This is a genomic window from Kitasatospora sp. NPDC096147, assembly GCF_044763225.1.
Classification (GTDB): domain Bacteria; phylum Actinomycetota; class Actinomycetes; order Streptomycetales; family Streptomycetaceae; genus Kitasatospora.
In genome coordinates this window covers 310,909-328,151 of record NZ_JBIWFX010000004.1, presented here as the reverse complement: position 1 = coordinate 328,151, position 17,243 = coordinate 310,909, and the positions used below count along the sequence as shown (strand labels likewise).

11 protein-coding genes are annotated in these 17,243 nt (G+C 73.4%); 3 read left to right on the top strand and 8 right to left on the bottom strand.

Going from position 1 to position 17,243, the window contains the following annotated elements; translation table 11 throughout:
• Positions 1-14: 14 nt before the first annotated feature.
• Both ACIRBX_RS15690 and ACIRBX_RS15685 read right to left on the bottom strand, forming a co-directional pair.
• Positions 15-638, bottom strand: coding sequence for a Pr6Pr family membrane protein (locus ACIRBX_RS15690; protein ID WP_402296975.1), 624 nt, complete (start codon positions 636-638; stop codon positions 15-17).
• A 99-nt stretch (positions 639-737) separates the two neighbouring features.
• Positions 738-1,541 (bottom strand): SDR family NAD(P)-dependent oxidoreductase, encoded by an 804-nt coding sequence (locus ACIRBX_RS15685; protein ID WP_402297621.1) that lies wholly within the window; start codon positions 1,539-1,541, stop codon positions 738-740.
• A 125-nt stretch (positions 1,542-1,666) separates the two neighbouring features.
• Here ACIRBX_RS15685 and ACIRBX_RS15680 point away from each other — a divergent pair, with 125 nt between their 5' ends.
• Positions 1,667-2,284, top strand: coding sequence for a TetR/AcrR family transcriptional regulator (locus tag ACIRBX_RS15680; protein ID WP_402296972.1), 618 nt, complete (start codon positions 1,667-1,669; stop codon positions 2,282-2,284).
• A gap of 96 nt (positions 2,285-2,380) precedes the next feature.
• Positions 2,381-3,271, top strand: a complete 891-nt coding sequence (locus tag ACIRBX_RS15675) for a hypothetical protein (RefSeq protein ID WP_402296970.1) — start codon at positions 2,381-2,383, stop codon at positions 3,269-3,271.
• Positions 3,272-3,278: 7 nt separating this feature from the next.
• Here ACIRBX_RS15675 and ACIRBX_RS15670 read toward each other — a convergent pair whose 3' ends face one another.
• From ACIRBX_RS15670 to aspT (ACIRBX_RS15655), 4 genes are all read right to left on the bottom strand, one after another.
• Complete coding sequence (locus ACIRBX_RS15670; protein WP_402296968.1) at positions 3,279-4,142, bottom strand: universal stress protein; 864 nt, start codon at positions 4,140-4,142, stop codon at positions 3,279-3,281.
• 265 nt (positions 4,143-4,407) lie between these two features.
• Complete coding sequence (locus tag ACIRBX_RS15665) at positions 4,408-6,057, bottom strand: bifunctional aspartate transaminase/aspartate 4-decarboxylase (protein WP_402296966.1); 1,650 nt, start codon at positions 6,055-6,057, stop codon at positions 4,408-4,410.
• An 11-nt stretch (positions 6,058-6,068) separates the two neighbouring features.
• Positions 6,069-7,769 carry an aspartate-alanine antiporter gene (aspT, locus tag ACIRBX_RS15660; protein WP_402296964.1) on the bottom strand — a complete coding sequence of 567 codons (1,701 nt, stop codon included), beginning with the start codon at positions 7,767-7,769 and terminating at the stop codon, positions 6,069-6,071.
• 18 nt (positions 7,770-7,787) lie between these two features.
• Entirely contained in the window at positions 7,788-9,461 is a 1,674-nt protein-coding gene (gene aspT, locus ACIRBX_RS15655; protein WP_402296962.1) for an aspartate-alanine antiporter, read from the bottom strand.
• A 205-nt stretch (positions 9,462-9,666) separates the two neighbouring features.
• Here aspT (ACIRBX_RS15655) and ACIRBX_RS15650 point away from each other — a divergent pair, with 205 nt between their 5' ends.
• A complete protein-coding gene (locus ACIRBX_RS15650) occupies positions 9,667-11,820 on the top strand; it encodes an MMPL family transporter (RefSeq protein WP_402296960.1) in 2,154 nt (717 codons plus the stop codon).
• A gap of 101 nt (positions 11,821-11,921) precedes the next feature.
• Here the strand turns inward: ACIRBX_RS15650 and ACIRBX_RS15645 are convergent, their stop codons facing one another.
• Both ACIRBX_RS15645 and ACIRBX_RS15640 read right to left on the bottom strand, forming a co-directional pair.
• On the bottom strand, positions 11,922-13,313 hold the full coding sequence (locus tag ACIRBX_RS15645; protein WP_402296958.1) for a M1 family metallopeptidase: 1,392 nt from the start codon (positions 13,311-13,313) through the stop codon (positions 11,922-11,924).
• Positions 13,314-13,344: 31 nt separating this feature from the next.
• Positions 13,345-17,223, bottom strand: a complete 3,879-nt coding sequence (locus tag ACIRBX_RS15640; protein ID WP_402296955.1) for a Pls/PosA family non-ribosomal peptide synthetase — start codon at positions 17,221-17,223, stop codon at positions 13,345-13,347.
• Positions 17,224-17,243: the final 20 nt, after the last annotated feature.

Below are 17,243 nucleotides of genomic sequence, written 5' to 3'. Positions count from 1 at the left end.
CCGGTGAAAGGTTGTCAGCCCGTACGACTCCGCTTCCGCTCCCCGAGCCGGTTCCCGATCACCACCAGCAGGGCGCCGATCCCCAGGAAGGCGACGGTGATCATCGCCGAGGCGACCGCCACCCGGGCGTAGCCGCCGGACCGCCCGGGGTCCAGGAAGGGGTACGGGTACCAGTCGACCACCAGGCCCCGGAGCAGCGTGTAGGGCAGGTAGAGCAGCGGGAAGAGCAGCCAGCGCAGGGCACGGTGCGGGTCGATCCGGCGGCGCGGCGGGTCGAGCAGCCAGTCCGCCAGCACCACCAGCGGCATCGCCCGGTGGAGCACGTCGTTCACCCAGGGCAGGGTCAGCCCGAGGCCGAGGCCCTGGAGGGCGACCAGGTAGACCAGGCCGGTGATCGTCAGGTAGAGCGCGGCGGCCCCGCGCAGCAGGTCGGGGACCCGGCCGCCGCCGCGCAGGCCCCGGTAGCCGCCGACCAGGAGGACGCCCGCCCCGAGCACGTTGCTGAGGATGGTGAAGTAGCTGAAGAAGTTGCCGACGGAACCGCCCTGGGTGCCCAGCCGGTACAGCTGGAAGCCCAGGGCGGCGGCCGTCAGCAGGCCGAAGGCCAGCCGCAGCCCGTTGAGCACCCGGTCCGGCACGGGGCACCGCCTCTCGCTCGGGACGATTCACATCATCACGGGCGTGACGGTCCGTCAGGCGCTACCCCGGCCGGTGTGTCGGGTGGTGCGTGGACCGGCTCAGGCGTGGGTGCCGCCGTCCACCCGGATCTCGGTGCCGGTGACGAAGGCGCCGTCGTCGGAGGCGAGCATGGCGATCACGCCCGCCACCGTCTCCGGACCGGCGAAGTTGTACGCGCTGTCGGACTGCAGCGCCGGGGTGAGCTTGGCGTAGAGCGACATGTCGGCGTCGGCGGGCAGGCCCGGTCCCCGGTTCTGGCCGCTGGCGCCGGAGGCGTCGGTCATCCCGCTGCTGATCGAGCCGGGGGCGACGGCGACCGCGCGCAGGCCCTGCTTGGCGTACTCCACCGCGATGGCGTGGGTGAAGGACTGCACGCCGCCCTTGCTGGCCGCGTAGGCGGACATGTAGGGGTGGGCGAAGCTCGCCGAGGTGGAGCTGAAGTTGACCACCACGCCGCGGCCGGAGGCGAGCAGTGCGGGCAGCGCCTCACGGGTCATCAGGAAGGTGCCGGTGAGGTTGACCCGGAGCACCGTGTCCCACAGGTCGAGGCCGGTGCGGTCGGTGTGCTCGGAGCGCAGGATGCCGGCCGCGTTCACCAGCACGTCCAGCCCGCCGAGCAGGTCGACGGCCCGGGCCACGCCCTCGACCACGGACGCCTCCTGGCCGATGTCCAGGGTGAGGGTGGTGAGGCGGCCGTCGGTGCCGTCGGCGGCGGCCAGCTCGCGGGTGGCGGCCAGGCCCGGCTCGGCGATGTCGGCGCCGACCACGGTGCCGCCCTCGGCCAGGACGCGGCGGACGGTGGCCTGGCCGATGCCCGAGCCCGCGCCGGTGATCAGTACGCGGCGGCCGTCGAAGCGGTTCATGGTGCTCTCCTGCTGGTCGTTCCGGATCTCGCTGTTCACGGTACGCCTGGGTGGCACGTTGTGCCAACCATGCATCTCGTGCCTACTGGGCCGGTCGTGCAGCTCCCGCCGCTAGACTGCGGAGGGTGTCCGACCACCGCCCCTCCCTCACCGAACGCCGCAAGGCCGCCACCCAGCAGGAGATCGCGCTCGCCGCCGCCCGCCTGTTCGCCGAGCACGGCGCGGCCGGCTGCACCGCCGAGGCGATCGCCCGCACCGCCGGGGTCTCGCTGCGCACCTTCTACCGCTACTTCCGCACCAAGGAGGACGCCGTCGCCCCGCTGCTGGCCGCCGGTGTCCGGCACTGGATCAGCGAACTCGCGCTCGGCCCGCCGGAGCTGACGCTCCCCCAGGCACTGGAGCGGTCCGCCCGGCAGGCGATGGCCCCGTCCGCCGACTTCCCGCCCGAGGTGCTCGGCTGGGTCCGCGGCCTGCTCCGCCAGGCCCCGGCCGAACCCGACCTGCTGGCGGTCTGGCACCGCGTCCACCACGAGTCCGAACTCGCCCTGGTGCCCGTCCTCACCGCCCTGGCCACGCCGGGCACCGACCCGCTGGAACTCCGGCTGGCCGCCGCCGCCGCGAACACCGCGATGCGGGTCGCCACCGAGACCTGGGCCGCCGAGGACACCCCGCCCGAACAGGCCGCCGAGCTGGCCGCACGCTGCGTCCGCGAACTGACCGCCGGGCTGCGGCTCTGGGCGTGATTCCGGGCCGCGCCCCTTGTGAGGGGGCGTCAGGGTGCGGGAACGTCAGGGGTGTCGGTGCCGCGCGGGCACCCGGGAACGACGTGAGGTGGACCGGTGGTCCGAGGTGGGTGGGGGCGGGCGACGGCAGCGCTCGGCGCGGCCGTCCTGCTGTGGACGGTGACGGCGCCGGCGGTGGCCGGCGACCGGGGCGACGACGACCGGATCATCGTGTCCGGCGGCGGGGGCGGTGCGAGCGACGTCCGGATCGGTGACGGCTCCTCCGGCAGCGGCTCCGGCAGCGGGTGGAGCGGCTCCGGCTCGGCCGCCAACGCCCCGGTGCCGCTCGGGACGGCCGGCACCTGGACCGTCGTCCCGGGCCAGGTGATCCCCTTCACCGCCGACGGCCGGGCGTACACCCTCGCCATGCAGGGGGACGGGAACCTGGTCCAGTACGACACCGCCCGGTCCGCCGCCGTCTGGTCCACCGGCACCTGGGGCAGCCCTGGCGCGTCCGCCCGGCTGACCGCCGACGGCCGGCTGGAGGTGACCGGCGCCGGCGGGCAGCAGCTCTGGCGCTCCGCCACGGCGGGTGGCCCCGGGGCCACCCTGACGGCGGGCACCGAGGGCAGCCTGCTGATCAGCGACGCGCAGGGCCGGGGCTGGTGGATGAGCTCCACCTCCGGGTCGTTCGCCACCCTGCTGCTCCCGCCCGGCACCGCCGTCTCCGTGACGCACCATCAGCTGGTGATGCAGACCGACGGCAACCTGGTCTGGTCCGACCGCGCCGGCCGCCCGCTCTGGGCCACCGGCACCTCGGGCCACCGGGCGATCACCGCCCGCTTCACCGACGGCCGGATCACCCTGCGGGACCCCACCGCCGCCCTCCTCTGGGCCTCCTCGAACACCGCCACCCCGGGCAATGCCCTGGGCCTCCAGGGTGACGGCAACATCGTGATCTACGACCGGGCCGGCCGCCCCGTCTGGGCCTCCGGCTCCGCCGGCTGACGGCCGGTCAGACCGGGACCACCGCCACCGGGCAGTGGGCATGGTGCAGCACCGCGTGCGCGGCGGTGCTCAGCCGCAGCCCCAGCCGGGGCGCGGGAGCGTGCCGGGGCACCACCAGCAGGGCCGCCTCGGCCGAGGCGTCCACCAGGGTGGCCGCCACCGGACCGGCGAAGTCCTCGGCGTCCAGGTCGAGTTCGGGGTGGTCGGCGCGGACCGGATCGACGGTGCGGCGCAGCAGCTGACGGTGCAGGTCCGACTCCTCGCCCAGCTCGTCCACCATCGCGGCGGCGCCGGCCACGTCCGCCACCACCGGGGACCAGACGTGCAGCACCCGCAGCGGCAGCCCGGCCTGCTCCGCCTCCCGGGCCGCGAATCGGACCGCCCCGGCGTCCCGCTCCTCCCGGACCCCGACCAGCACGTGCCGTCCCTCGGCCCGGTCGCCCCGCACCACCACCACCGGGCAGCCGGCGTGCGCGCAGACCCGCAGGCTGACCGAACCGAGCAGCAGCGAGGCGAAGCCGCCGTGCCCCCGGGTGCCGACCACCGCGAGCTCGGCGTGCTCGGCCGCCGTCACCACGGCGGCGGCCGGGTCCTTGGGCACCACGTCCCCGGTCGGCCGCAGCGCGGGGTGCGCCGCCCCCAGCTCGGCCAGCGCCCGGTCCAGCACCTCCTGGGCGTTGCGCAGCAGCAGATCGGTGACGGCCGCCCCCGACCTGGCCGGCACGGTGATCGTCCCGGTCTCCACCGCGTGCACCAGGTGCAGCGCGCACCCGCGCCGCTCCGCCTCCCCCGCCGCCCACTCGGCGGCCAGCGCCGCGTGCGGCGATCCGTCCACCCCGACCACCACGCCCGCTGGGGGTCTGATCTCCATGGCCGCCTCCGAAGGGTCCGCTGCCCCTCCCTCCAGCATGCGCCTGCCGAGAGGTCCCGGACCGGCGGGCCCTCCGGAGCGGCGTCGGGAACGTCGCTGCGGAGCGACTCCGCCACGAGGGGCGGACGGGCACGGCGTCGGACCGGGAGCCCGGGCTCGACCCGGCAGCTGCGCTCCCGGCCGCGCGCCACGCACCGGCGCCCCGGTACAGCACGAGCGGGGTGGACGGACCGGTCGTCCGCCCACCCCGCTCACCCACTGGCGGTCAGCCCTTGGACTGCTCCCACTCGGCCTGGTAGTCGAGGAAGATCTGCCGGAGGTGGTGGCCGATCTTGAGGTAGTCGAGGTCGTCGAGGTTGGCCAGCGAGACCCGGACGGACCACTCGGGGCCGTCGAAGCCGCCGCCGTTGAGCAGGACGACGCCGGTCTGCTCGGCCAGGCGGAACAGCGGCTCGGTGGGCTCGTAGTTCTTCAGCAGGTACTCGGCGAACGCCGGGCCGGCCACCCGCTCGGCCTCGGCCTGGAGGTCCAGCTCGATGTAGTAGCCGGCCCGGCCGGCGTCCTCGGAGATCTTCATCTCGGAGCCCTCCAGCAGCAGGGCCAGGCGCTGCTGGACGATCGACTGGACCTTGGCCTTGTAGGCCTGGCCCTCGGGGAGCAGGTCGAAGAGCGAGAAGAGCGTCATCTGCACCTGCTGCGGCAGCGACAGCCCGGCGGTGTGGTTGAGGGCCACCTGCCGGGAGTCGGCGACCAGGCGGTCGATGAAGCGGATCTTCTCCGGCTCCAGGGTGAGGGTGCCGTAGCGCTTGGCCAGCCGGGCCTTCTCCTCCGCCGGGAGCTTGCCGAGCATCTCGTCGATGACGTTGTCGTGGTGCAGGCCGATGACACCGAGGCGGTGGCCGGTGCAGCCGTAGTGCTTGGAGTAGGAGTACACCAGCAGGGAGTTGCGCGGCAGGTCGGCGGCGATGGTGCGGAAGCCGTTGACGAAGGTGCCGTAGACGTCGTCGGTGACCACGATCAGGTTCGGGTTCTTGGTGGCGACGATCTGCTTGATCTGGTCGGCGACCCGCTGGGAGAGCGCCAGCGAGGGCGGGTTGGAGGGGTTGACCAGGCAGACCAGCTTGATCGCCGGATCCTCCAGCTTGGCGACCTCCTCGGTCGGGTAGCGCCAGCCGCGCACGCCGGTCTCGGTGAAGCTGGACGCCTCGACCTTGACCACCTCGAAGTCGAAGGTGTCGAGCTCGGCGATCTCGATGTAGGGGGTGAAGACCGGCACCATCAGGGCGATCTTGTCGCCCTTCTTCAGGATGCCGTTCTTCATCAGCGAGTCGAAGATGTAGCACATCGCCGCCGTGCCGCCCTCGGTGGCGAACAGGTCCAGCTGGTCGGCGGGCGGCTGACCGTGCATCAGTTCCTGGTGCAGGTAGCCCCGGACGATCTGCTCGGCGTTGACCAGCATCCGGTCCGGGACGGGGTAGTTGTCGCCGATCGAGGAGTCGGCCAGCTCGTGGATGAACGCCTCCCGGTCCAGGCCGAAGCGGTCCACCGCCAGGCCGATCGAGGCGGTCAGCATCTCGATGCCGGGCAGCTCGGGGTGCGAGCGGGCGAAGCGGTCGTAGCGCTCGGCGATGCCGTGCTTCTCGGGCATCCCGCCGAGGTTGTCGGCGGTCCACACCCGGCGGCTCTCGGAGAGCGCGAAGTGGCCGAGGGCGAGGTACGCCTCGCGCGGGCCGGTGGCGATCCAGTTCGGATTGCCCCGGCCGGCGTTGAGCATGTGCGAGGTGGACTGGCCCTTCTGGCCCGGCTGGTCGGCCTGGTAGGCCTGGGCGAGCCGCATGAACTCGCCCTTCAGCTCGAACGGGCTCAGCTTGGACAGCCGGCGGATCTCCTCGCGGCTGATCGAAGGCTTGCTCACGGTGCTCTCTCCTAGCCGAGCAGGGCGACGATGATGGCGCCCCAGATGGTCAGCAGGACGTTGCCTGCCGCGTACGGGATGGTGTAACCGAGCGTCGGGATCTGGGACTTGGCCTCTTCGTTGATCGCGCCGATGGCCGCCGTGGTGGTCTGCGCACCGGCGACCACGCCCATCAGGATCGGCACTCTGATCTTGAAGACGAAGTGCCCGACCAGGATGCCGACGATCAGCGGGATCACGGTGGCCACCGCGCCCCACACCAGCAGGCCCCAACCCGCTTGGGAGAGACCGCTGCTGAAGCTGGGCCCGGCGTTGATGCCGACGATGGCGACGAACGCGCAGAGCCCGAAGGTGTCCATGAACCACTGGGCACCGGGCGGCACGTTGCCGTAGGTCGGGTAACGGCCCCGGATCCAGCCGAAGATCAGCCCCATGATCAGGGCGCCGCCCGAGGTGGAGAGCGAGATCGGCACGCCCCCGGCGGTGAGCGCCGGGATGCCGATGCAGCCGCCGAGGAAGATGCCCAGGCCCACCCACACCATGTCGGTGGCGAAGCTGGTCGGCACCGACTTGCCGATCGCGGCGGTGGCCGGGTCGACCAGCCGCTTGGGGCCGGTCAGCACCAGGGTGTCGCCGCGCTCCAGCTCGGTGGACAGCCGGTACGGGAACTCGGCACCGGCCCGGTAGACCTTGTCCACGTAGACGCCCACCATGAAGGGCTCGCGCCGGAGTTGGGCCACCGTCTTGCCGAGGTGCTCCTTGTTGGAGGCCACCACGTGCAGGTGCTCGGTCTGGTAGCTGAGCAGCCCGGCGTCGTCCGTCTCCGGGCCGATCTGCCGGGCCGGGTCGAAGTCCACCAGGTCGTGCCGGAGCGCGGAGACCGCGATCGCGTCGCCCTGCTGGATGACGGTCTGCTGGGTGTGGTCGATGATCTCGCCGTCCCGGCGGACCCGGGTGATGTAGATCCGGCGGCCCTGCTCCTTCTGCTGCGCCTCGATGTCGTCGATGGTCCGGCCGACCAGGCCGTTCCCGGCGACGGTGAAGGCGCGCAGCACCACCTCGTAGTAGCCCTCGGCGAGGTCCGGGTTGGACTCCGGGGCGTCCAGCTCGACGGCCAGCTGCCGGGAGTCCTCGGCCAGGTTGCTCTTCAGCAGCCGGGGGGCGATGTTGGCCAGCAGGATGGCGCAGAGGATGGTGCCGAGCGGGTAGGTGACGGCGTAGCCGACCGGCACCAGGTTCTGTTCGGCGGTGATCTGTTCGGGCGTCAGGCCCTGGATGTTGGCGATGGCGTCCTGGGCGACGCCGATCACCGCCGACTGGGTGAGCGCGCCGCCCAGCAGGCCGGCACCGAGGCCGGGCCCGTAGCCGAGCATCACGTCGAAGCCCCAGCAGACCAGCAGACCGGTGACGCAGACCACCACCGCCACCGTGACCTGCGGGAGGCCGTCCTTCTTCAGGCCCCGGAAGAACTGGGGGCCGACCTTGTAGCCGAGGGCGAACAGGAACATGATGAAGAACACCGACTTCACCGTGCCGTTCACGCTGACCTCGGTCACCCAGCCGGTGAACAGGCCGGCGATCAGACAGCCCGTCACCGCGCCCAGGCCGATGGCCTTGTAGCGGATCTTCCCGACCAGGAAGCCGAGCGAGATGGTCAGGAAGATCAGCAGTTCCGGATACGGCTTGAAGACGTGGTCCGTGATCCAGTCCATGGTGGTCCCGCTCCTTCCTCAGAGGCCGATGATGCCGACCAGCACCGGACCGGTGAGTGGCAGCAGGAAGTTGGAGATGGTGTAGGTGATCGTGTAGCCGAGCATCGGCACGCTGCTCTGCGCCACGTTGCTGACGGCGGTGATCGCGGGGGTGGAGCACTGCTGGCCCGCGATGGCGCCGATCAGGATCGGTTTCTCGATCTTCAGCAGCTTGCGGCCGACGAAGAACGACAGGAAGGCCGGGATCAGCACCATCAGGATGCCGGCGGCCGGCAGCAGGACCGGGTACTGCTTCAGCAGCGGGCCGGCGTCCGGGCCGGCCGCCATGCCGGTGACGGCGATGAAGATGGCCAGGCCGAGGTCCTTGGCGGTCTGCGCGGCCACCGGCGGGTAGGCGCCGAAGGTCGGGCGCTGGGCCCGCAGCCAGCCGAAGAACAGGCCGACGATCAGGCAGCCGCCGCCGGTGCCGAGGGCGAGGTTGACGTCCCCGGCGTGGATGGTGACCTCGCCGAGCAGCACGCCCAGGCAGATGCCGAGGCTGATGTAGATGTAGTCGGCGGTGTCCTGACGGACCGTCGCACCGACCTTGGCGGCGAACTTCTCCACCTTGGCCCGGGCCCCGACCACGGTCAGCGTGTCGCCCTGGTGCAGCTCGGTCTCGCCGACGGCCGGCAGGTGGTGGTCCACCCGCTGGATGTCGGTCAGGTAGACCCCGCCGACGGCCTGCGGCTCCTTCGCCCGGAGCTGGTTGACGGTGCGTCCGTTCAGCTCCTTGCGGGTGACCACCACCTCGCGGACGGCCAGCGGGCTGTCCAGCCCGGGCACCCCGGAGGTCTCCGGGCCGAGCTCGTGCCCGGCGTCCATCACGGCCTCCCGGGCGCCGACCACCAGCACCCGGTCTCCCCGCTTCAGGGTCAGCCCGGGCTCGACGGTGAGCACCTGGTCGCCGCGCTTGACGCCCTCGATCGAGACCAGCTGGCGCTCGGCCGCCTCGAAGTCGCCGACCTTGGAGCCCTCGCCCTGCGAGACCAGGTAGGTGCGGCCGACCAGCGCGGGCAGCGCGGCCTGCTCGCCGGCCTCCAGCCCGGCGTCGTCGCCGCGCATCCGCTCCCAGATCTCCCGGCAGGCGTCGGCCAGGTTGATCCGCATCAGCATCGGGAAGATCTGGCTGGTCAGCATGACGATGGTGACCAGGCCGAACAGGTAGCAGACCGAGTACGCGGTGGCCACGTGGGCCTGGAGCTCCTGCGACTGGTCCGGGGTGATCCCGGCCAGCTTGGTGATCGCCTCCTGCGCGGTGCCGACCACGGCCGACTCGGTCGCGGCCCCGGCCAGGATGCCGGAAGCGGTGCCGACGTCCAGGTCGAAGCCGGTGGCGAAGCCGATCGCCATCAGGATGACCACGCCCGCCTCCAGCACCGAGAGCACGCCGAAGCGCAGGCCCTTGGCGTTGAGGTTGGCGACGAACTGGGGCCCGGCCATGTAGCCGAGCGAGAAGATGAAGAGCGCGAAGGCGACGTTCTTCACGTCGGCGTTGACGGAGACCTTCTGGGCGCCGATCAGCATCGAGACGATCAGGGTGCCGCAGATCCCGCCGAGCTGGATCGGGCCCACCCTCAGCTTGCCGATCAGGTAGCCGAGGGCGAGGCAGGCGAAGAGCGCGAGGACGGCGTTCTCCCGGAGCAGGCTCAACTCCGGCACCTCCGCTCTGACGGGGGTTCGGACAGGGGTCGGGTCATGACTGCGATTAGATCGCAATTGTCCAAACTTGTCCGTTTCTGACACTCCGTTCGGGGAGGCCCTTGGAGAGCGGTCACGAACCACCCCAAGTGAGCTCCAAGTCGCGCGCCCCAGGCTGGCCCTGACCGACCGTCCGGACCCGCCGAAAGGCACTGCGATGTCCTCCTTCCTAGGCCGCCTCGGCGGCTCCGCCGCCGCCAGACCCTGGCGCACCCTGCTCGGCTGGCTGGTGCTGCTGGCCGTCGCCCTCACCCTGGCCGCCACCCTCGGCGGCGAGCCGCGCGAGGACTACCGGGTGCCCGGCACCCGCTCCACCGCCGGCGCCGACCTGCTGCGCGAGCGCTTCCCCGAGCTGTCCGGCGCCAGTGCCCGGGTGGTCGTCCACGACCGGGGCGGGCAGCGGCTCCCCGAGCAGCCGCTGACCGAGCTGCGCGAGCGGCTGGCGAAGCTGCCGCACGCCGCCTCGGCCGGCGCCCCGCTGCTCTCCGCCGACGGCGCCACCGCGCTGATCCAGGTCGACTACCTGGTGCCCGTCACCGACTTCGAGGGCTCGGTGGGCCTGGACGCGCTGCGCTCCGCCGCCGCCCCGACCGAGGCGGCCGGCCTCCAGGTCGCCTTCGGCGGCCAGCTGCCGGAGAACTTCTCCGCGCCCGACGGCACCGCCGAACTGGTCGGTGTGGTGGCCGCGCTGGTGATCCTGGTGGTGGCGCTCGGCACCCTGGTCTCGGCCGGGCTGCCGCTGCTGGTGGCGCTGGCCGGGCTGGGCCTGGGCACCGCGCTGACCACCCTGCTGTCCGCCGTCACCGACATCAGCGCCACCGCCCCGACGGTGGCCACCATGGTCGGCCTGGGCGTCGGCATCGACTACGCGCTGCTGCTGGTGAGCCGTCACGTCGAGGGCCTGCGCCGGGGCCTGACGCCCCGGGAGGCCGCCGCCGAGGCCACCGCCACCGCCGGGTCCTCGGTGGTGATCGCCGGGGCCACCGTACTGGTCTCGCTGCTCGGCCTGCGGCTGGCCGGGCTCTCCACCTACTCCTCCTTCGGCTACGCCACCTTCGTGGTGGTCGGCGCCGTGATGCTGGCCTCGCTCACCCTGGTGCCCGCGCTCTGCGCGATGGCCGGGCCCCGGCTGCTGCGCAAGGCCGAGCGGCTGGGCTGGAAGCCGGGCGTGGCCTTCGGGCGCAAGGGCACCGACGGGCCGACCCGCACCGAGCGCTGGGCGCAGCTGATCGGCCGCCGCCCGGTCGCCGGCGCGCTCGCCTCGCTGGTGGTGCTGCTCGCGCTGGCCGCGCCGATGCTCGGCATGCGCACCTGGCCGCAGGACGCCGGCAGCCAGGCCGCCGACCACACCACCCGGCAGGCTTACGACCTCACCGCCGCCGCCTTCGGCCCGGGGGCGAACGGCCCACTGGTGGTCGCGGTCGACCTGCGCACCGTCCCGACCGCCGAACTGCCCTCGCTGGCCGCGCGGTTGAAGGACGCGCCGGGCGTCGCAGCGGTCACCCCGGCGGTGATCAACCGGGCCGGGGACGCGGCCGTGATCACCGTCCGGCCGACCACCGGGCCGCAGGACGTGAAGACCAAGGAGCTGCTCGACCGCCTGCGCGGCGGCCTGCTGCCGGCCGGCGCCGAGGCGACCGGCGTGGTGGCCGCCTTCGCCGACATCTCGGACCGGCTGGCCTCCCGGCTCTGGGTGGTGGTGCCGTTCGTGGTGGCGCTCTCGCTGATCCTGCTGACGGTGCTGTTCCGCGCCCCGGTGCTGGCGGTCAAGGCCGCCGCGATGAATCTGCTCTCGGTCGCCGCCGCCTACGGCGTCACCACCGCCGTCTTCCAGACCGACTTCGGCGCGGAACTGCTCGGGCTGCCGCACGCGGTGCCGGTCTCCAGCTGGGTGCCGATCCTGATGTTCACCGTGCTCTTCGGGCTCTCGATGGACTACGAGGTCTTCCTGCTGGCCCGGGTCCGGGAGGACTGGCTGGTCACCAAGGACGCGCACGGCAGCGTGGTGCGCGGCCTCTCCGCCACCGGCCGGGTGATCAGCAGCGCGGCCGCCATCATGGTCGCGGTCTTCGTCGGCTTCGCCCTCGACCCGGACGTCACGGTCAAGATGATGGGCGTCGGCATGGCCGCCGCCGTCCTGGTCGACGCCACCGTGGTCCGCCTGGTCCTGGTGCCCGCCACCATGACCCTGCTCGGCCGCGCCAACTGGTGGCTCCCGGCCTGGCTGGACCGTCTGCTCCCCGAGCTCAGGATCGAGCACGGCGGCGGCGAGGACCCGGCCCCCGCGCCGCGCGAGCCGGTCACCGTCTGACGGCCCCTCAGGAGCCGGGCCCGCCACGGGGGTGCGGGCCCGGGCGGGCAGCGCCCCCGGAGACCAGCGCGGTGGTCTCCGGGGGCCTTGCCCGTACCGCGCTACGCCTGCGGCGGATGGGCCGGGCGCGGGGGCGGCAGGGTGGGCAGCGGCGGGAGCTCCGGGCGGCGGAGCCAGGCGTCGAAGAGGGCGTCGAGGGGGGCCGGGGCGTAGCGCCCGGCGTGGGTGAGGAAGTCCGCGGTGGAGACCACGCCGTGGCGGTTGAGGACGGCCCAGTCCTGGACCAGGCGGAAGAAGGCCTGCTCGCCGACGGCCGCGCGCAGGGCGTGCAGGACCAGGCCGCCGCGCTGGTAGAGGCGGTCGTCGAACATCAGCCGCTTGCCGGGGTCGCCGAGCACCAGGTCCTGCGGCTGCCCGGCCAGCAGGGCGTGCGCGGCAGCGGCGTGGTCGGCGGCGGAGCGGCCCCCGGAGTGCTCGGCCCAGAGCCACTCGGCGTACTTGGCGAAGCCCTCGTTCAGCCAGATGTGCCGCCAGTCGGCGATGGTGACGCTGTTGCCGAACCACTGGTGGGCGAGCTCGTGCGCGACCAGCCGCTCGGAGCCGCGCTGCCCGCCGAGGTGGTTGCGCCCGAAGGTGGCCAGGCCCTGGGCCTCGACCGGGACGTCGAGCTCCTCGTCGGCCACCACCACCGCGTACTCGCCGAAGGGGTAGGGGCCGAACAGCTCCTCGAAGAGGTGCATCATCCGGGTCTGCCGCCCGAAGTCGTTGCCGAACTCGGGCAGCAGCCGCAGCGGCAGGTAGGCGGTCTGCGGCACGGTGCGGCGCGGGGCGCCGGGGTCGCCGCCCTCGACCAGCCGGACCGTCTCGTACAGGCCGACCGAGACCGAGACCAGGTAGCTGGCGGTCGGCGCGGCCTGCTCGTAGACCCAGGTGGTGGAGGAGGAGCGGCTGGTGCGGCTGAGCAGCCGGCCGGTGGCCACCACGGTGAACGGGGAGGCGGTGGTGAGCGAGATCAGGTAGCTCGCCTTGTCGGCCGGGCGGTCGTTGCACGGGTACCAGGAGGAGGCGCCGATCGGCTGGCTGGCCACCAGGGCACCCTCCGTCAGCTCCTCCCAGCCGAGGCCGCCCCAGGGGCTGCGGACCGGCTTGGGGTTGCCGGTGTAGTGCACCTCGACGGTGAAGGCGGCGCCGGCCGCCGGCGCCTTGACCGGGCGGATCCGCAGCTTGCCGCCCCGGTGGGTGTAGCGGGCGGCCTTGCCGTCGACCAGCACCCGCCCGATCCGGAAGTCGGCCAGGTCGAGGGCGAACTCGGCCAGCGCCGAGCCACCGGCCACCGCCAGGATCCGGGCCGAGCCGCCGAGGCGGTTCGGCCCGGGACGGTAGTCGAGGGTCAGCTCGTAGCGGTGCACCCGGTAGCGCGGGTCGCCGTGCTCGGGGAAGTACGGGTCGACGCGGGGGGACGCGCCGGGGGACTGCACCTGCTTGGGACTCAACGCTTCGTACGCTCCTGCTCCAGACGGACCGTCAGGACTGCCAGGACTCGATCGGATTGCCCAGCCAGCGGGTGTCCGCCGGCACCGACTCGGCCCGCATCACGAGCGAGGCCGGGCCCAGGGTGCTCCGGGCGCCCACCGAGCTGCCGGGCAGCACGATGCCGCCCGGGCCCAGGGTGGCCCCTTCGTGGAGGACCACAGTATCCATGCGCATGATCCGGTCGTGGAAGAGGTGGGTCTGCACCACGCAGCCCCGGTTCACCGTGGCCCCGTCCCCGAGGGTGACCAGGTCGGCCTCGGGCAGCCAGTAGCTCTCGCACCAGACGCCCCTGCCGACCTTGGCGCCGAGCGAGCGGAGCCAGAGGTTGAGCACCGGGGTGCCGGGGACGGCGCCGACCAGCCAGGGCACGGCGAGCACCTCGACGAAGGTGTCGGCCAGCTCGTTGCGCCAGACGAAGCCGCTCCACAGCGGGTGCTCGACCGCCTTGAAGCGGCCGACCAGCAGCCACTTGGCCGCCGCCGAGACCAGGCAGGCGAGCAGCCCGGCGGCGATCAGCACCGCGCCGGAGAGCAGGGCCGCGCCCCACAGCGGAAGCGCACCGGCCAGGCCGGCCAGGGCGGCCAGGGTGAGGACCAGCAGGCCGGTGGAGGCGAGCACCGGCACGAAGCGGCAGACCTCGACCAGGCCCCGGGCCCAGAGCAGCCGGGCCGGCGGGTCGTAGGTGAGGCTCTGGTCCGCCGTGTCGGCCGAGCGCGGCAGCTTGACCGGCGGCATGCCCAGGTAGGAGCTGCCCTTCTTGGCCTTCTTCGGGGTGGCCGAGAGCACCCCGACCAGGCCCCGGTCCGGCACCGCGCGGCCCGGCGCGGTCATCCCGGAGTTGCCCAGGAAGGCGCGCTTGCCGATCTCCGCCTGACCGATCTTCAGCCAGCCGCCGCCCAGCTCGTACGGGGCGATCAGGGTGTCGTCGGCCAGGAAGGCGCCGTCGCCGACGGTGGTCAGGCTGGGCAGCGCGAGCACGGTGGAGACCTCGGCCCGGCTGCCGATGGTCATGCCGAGAGCGCGCAGCCAGACCGGGGTGATCAGGCCCGCGTAGAGCGGGAAGAAGATCTCCCGGGCCTGGTCCATCAGCTGGCTGACCGTCCAGGCCTGCCAGGCGATCCGGCCGTGCAGCGGGTGGACGCCGGGGGTGAGGCCGATCGAGAGCAGCCGGACGGCCGCCAGCAGCAGCCCGGCGTGCACCAGGCCGTAGGCCAGGGTGGCCGGGACGAGGGCGATCAGGGCGCCGGTGAGGGCGGCCCCGAGGCCGTCGCCCGGGTGGACGAACCGGCCCGTCACCAGCAGGGCGGCGGCCAGCGGGAGGACGGGTAGCAGGGTGAGGCCGAGGCCGCTGGCCCCGTAGAGCGCGGACCAGGCGAGCCGGTGCGGCGGGCGCTGCTTGGGCCAGTTCCGCTCGGCCTTGCCGAGCTTGACGGCGGGGGCACCGGCCCAGCGCTGGCCGGTGGGCACCTGGCCGGTGACGCCGGAGCCGGGGAGGACCTGGGCGTTCTTGCCGACCTTGGCGCCGGGCAGCAGGGTCGAGCGGGTGCCGATCACCGCTCCGGCGCCGATCTTGATCGCGCCGATCTCCAGGCGGTCGCCGTCCAGCCAGTGGCCGGTGAGGTCCACCTCGGCCTCGACGGCGGCGCCCCGGCCGAGCTTGAGCAGGCCGGTGACGGGCGGCAGCGAGTGCAGGTCGACGTCCTGGCCGATCTTGGCGCCGAGCGCCCGGCCGTAGCGGACCAGCCAGGAACCGGAGAGCGAGGTGGCGCCGCTGACCTCGGCCAGGCGCTCGGCGGTCCACAGCCGCAGGTGCACCGAGCCGCCGCGCGGGTAGCGGCCGGGGCCGACCCCGCGCAGCAGCAGCCGGGCGCCGCCCGCCGCGACGGCGAGCTTGCCGGGCGGACTGAACAGCAGCACGGCCGCCGCGCCGACCGCCCACCAGGAGGCGGTGGGCGCCCACGGGTAGTCGCCGAACCAGGCGAGGACGTTGCCGAGCGCCAGCAGGCCGGTGGTCCAGCGCAGGCCGGTCAGGGTGAACAGCGGGATCAGCAGCAGGAGTTGGAGCAGCTTGGCCCGGGTCGGGACGAGGGCGATCTCCCGCTGCTTCCCGTCGCCCTGGCCGCTCTGCTCCAGGTGGCGGGCGAGCTTGCGCAGGGTCGGGTACTGGTAGAGGTCGACCACCGCCACTGAGGGGTAGCGCTCACGCAGCAGGGTGGTGAGGCGGGCGGCGGCCAGCGAGCCGCCGCCGATCGCGAAGAAGTCCTCCCGGGCGCTGCCGACCGGCACGCCGAGGATGGCCTCCCACTGCTCGGCCAGCCACGCCTCGGTGCCGTACAACTGCTCGACCGGACCGGCCGGTTCGAGGTCGGCCAGCGGCCAGGGCAGCGCGTTGCGGTCCACCTTGCCGGAGGTCCGGGTGGGGAGCGAGTCCACGGGGGCGAGCAACGGGACCAGGGCGGCCGGGAGTTCGGCCCGCAGTCGCTCCACGGCGGCGGCCCGGTCGAAGCCCTCCTGGGTGACCAGGTAACCGACCAGCAGCTGGTTGCCGCCCTTGGCGGTGCGGACGGCGGCGGCGGCGCCGGCCACCCCGGGCAGCGCCTGGAGCGCCGCGTCCACCTCGCCGAGCTCGATCCGGCGGCCACCGAGCTTGATCTGCTCGTCGCCCCGGCCGAGGAAGAGCAGACCCTCGGGCTCGGCCTGCACCACGTCGCCGGAGCGGTAGGCGCGCTCCCAGCCGAGCGATTCGAGCGGGGCGTACTTCTCGGCGTCCTTGGCCGGGTCCAGGTAGCGGGCCAGGCCGACGCCACCGATCACCAGCTCGCCGGTCTCGCCCATCCTGACGGGGTGTCCGTCCGGGCCGACCACCACCAGGTCCCAGCCCTGGAGCGGGAGTCCGATCCGGACCGGGCCCTCGCCGTCCAGCAGCGCGGCGCAGGCCACCACGGTGGCCTCGGTCGGGCCGTAGGTGTTCCACACCTCGCGGCCCTCGGTGACCAGGCGCTGCACCAGCTCGGGCGGGCAGGCCTCGCCGCCGAAGATCAGCAGCCGGACCTCGTTCAGCGCCTCGGCCGGCCAGAGCGCGGCGAGGGTGGGGACGGTGGAGACCACGGTGATCTCCTGCTCGGCCAGCCAGGGGCCGAGGTCGGCGCCGCCGCGCACCTGGGAGCGCGGCACCGGCACCAGGCAGGCGCCGTGCCGCCAGGCCAGCCACATCTCCTCGCAGGAGGCGTCGAAGGCGACCGAGAGCCCGGCCATCACCCGGTCCCCCGGGCCGATCGGCTCCTCCTGGAGGAAGAGCGCGGCCTCGGCGTCCACGAAGGCGGCGGCATTGAGGTGGGTGACGGCGACACCCTTGGGCTTACCGGTGGAGCCGGAGGTGAAGATGATCCAGGCGTCGTCCCCGGTGGCGGGCACCTCGCCGGTGCGGCCGCCGGGCTGACGGCCCGTCAGCGCGAGCGCGCGGTCCGCGCCGAGCACCCCGACCGCCTCGGCCTCGCCGAAGACCAGCTCGGCCCGCTCGTCCGGGTCCTCGGCGTCCACCGGAACGTAGGCGGCGCCGGCCGCCAGGGTGCCGAGGATGCAGACGTAGAGGTCGTTGCTGCCCGAGGGCACCCGGATGCCGACCCGGTCGCCGCGGCCGATGCCGGCGGCCGCCAGGCGGCGGCGCACCCCCTCCACCTCGGCGCTCAGCGCACGGTAGGAGAGGACGGCGCGGCCGTCGTCGAGGGCGGGTTCGCCCGGGTGTGCGCGGGTGGTCGCCGCCAGCACGTCGAGCAGGGTGCGCGGCTCGGGCACCGGCCCTGCCGTGTACCGGGCGGTGGGCCCGGTCCCCTCATCCTGCGGTGTCGTCACCTGTGTCAGCACGGCCATGTGACACGATGCTAATGGCT

What these genes read in the sequence shown, in the direction of transcription:
- ACIRBX_RS15685 (WP_402297621.1), bottom strand. Translation starts at nt 1,541, where the DNA reads ATGAACCGCTTCGACGGCCGCCGCGTACTGATCACCGGCGCGGGCTCG.
- aspT (WP_402296964.1), bottom strand. Translation starts at nt 7,769, where the DNA reads ATGGACTGGATCACGGACCACGTCTTCAAGCCGTATCCGGAACTGCTG.
- ACIRBX_RS15650 (WP_402296960.1), top strand. Translation starts at nt 9,667, where the DNA reads ATGTCCTCCTTCCTAGGCCGCCTCGGCGGCTCCGCCGCCGCCAGACCC.
- ACIRBX_RS15670 (WP_402296968.1), bottom strand. Translation starts at nt 4,142, where the DNA reads ATGGAGATCAGACCCCCAGCGGGCGTGGTGGTCGGGGTGGACGGATCG.
- ACIRBX_RS15640 (WP_402296955.1), bottom strand. Translation starts at nt 17,223, where the DNA reads ATGGCCGTGCTGACACAGGTGACGACACCGCAGGATGAGGGGACCGGG.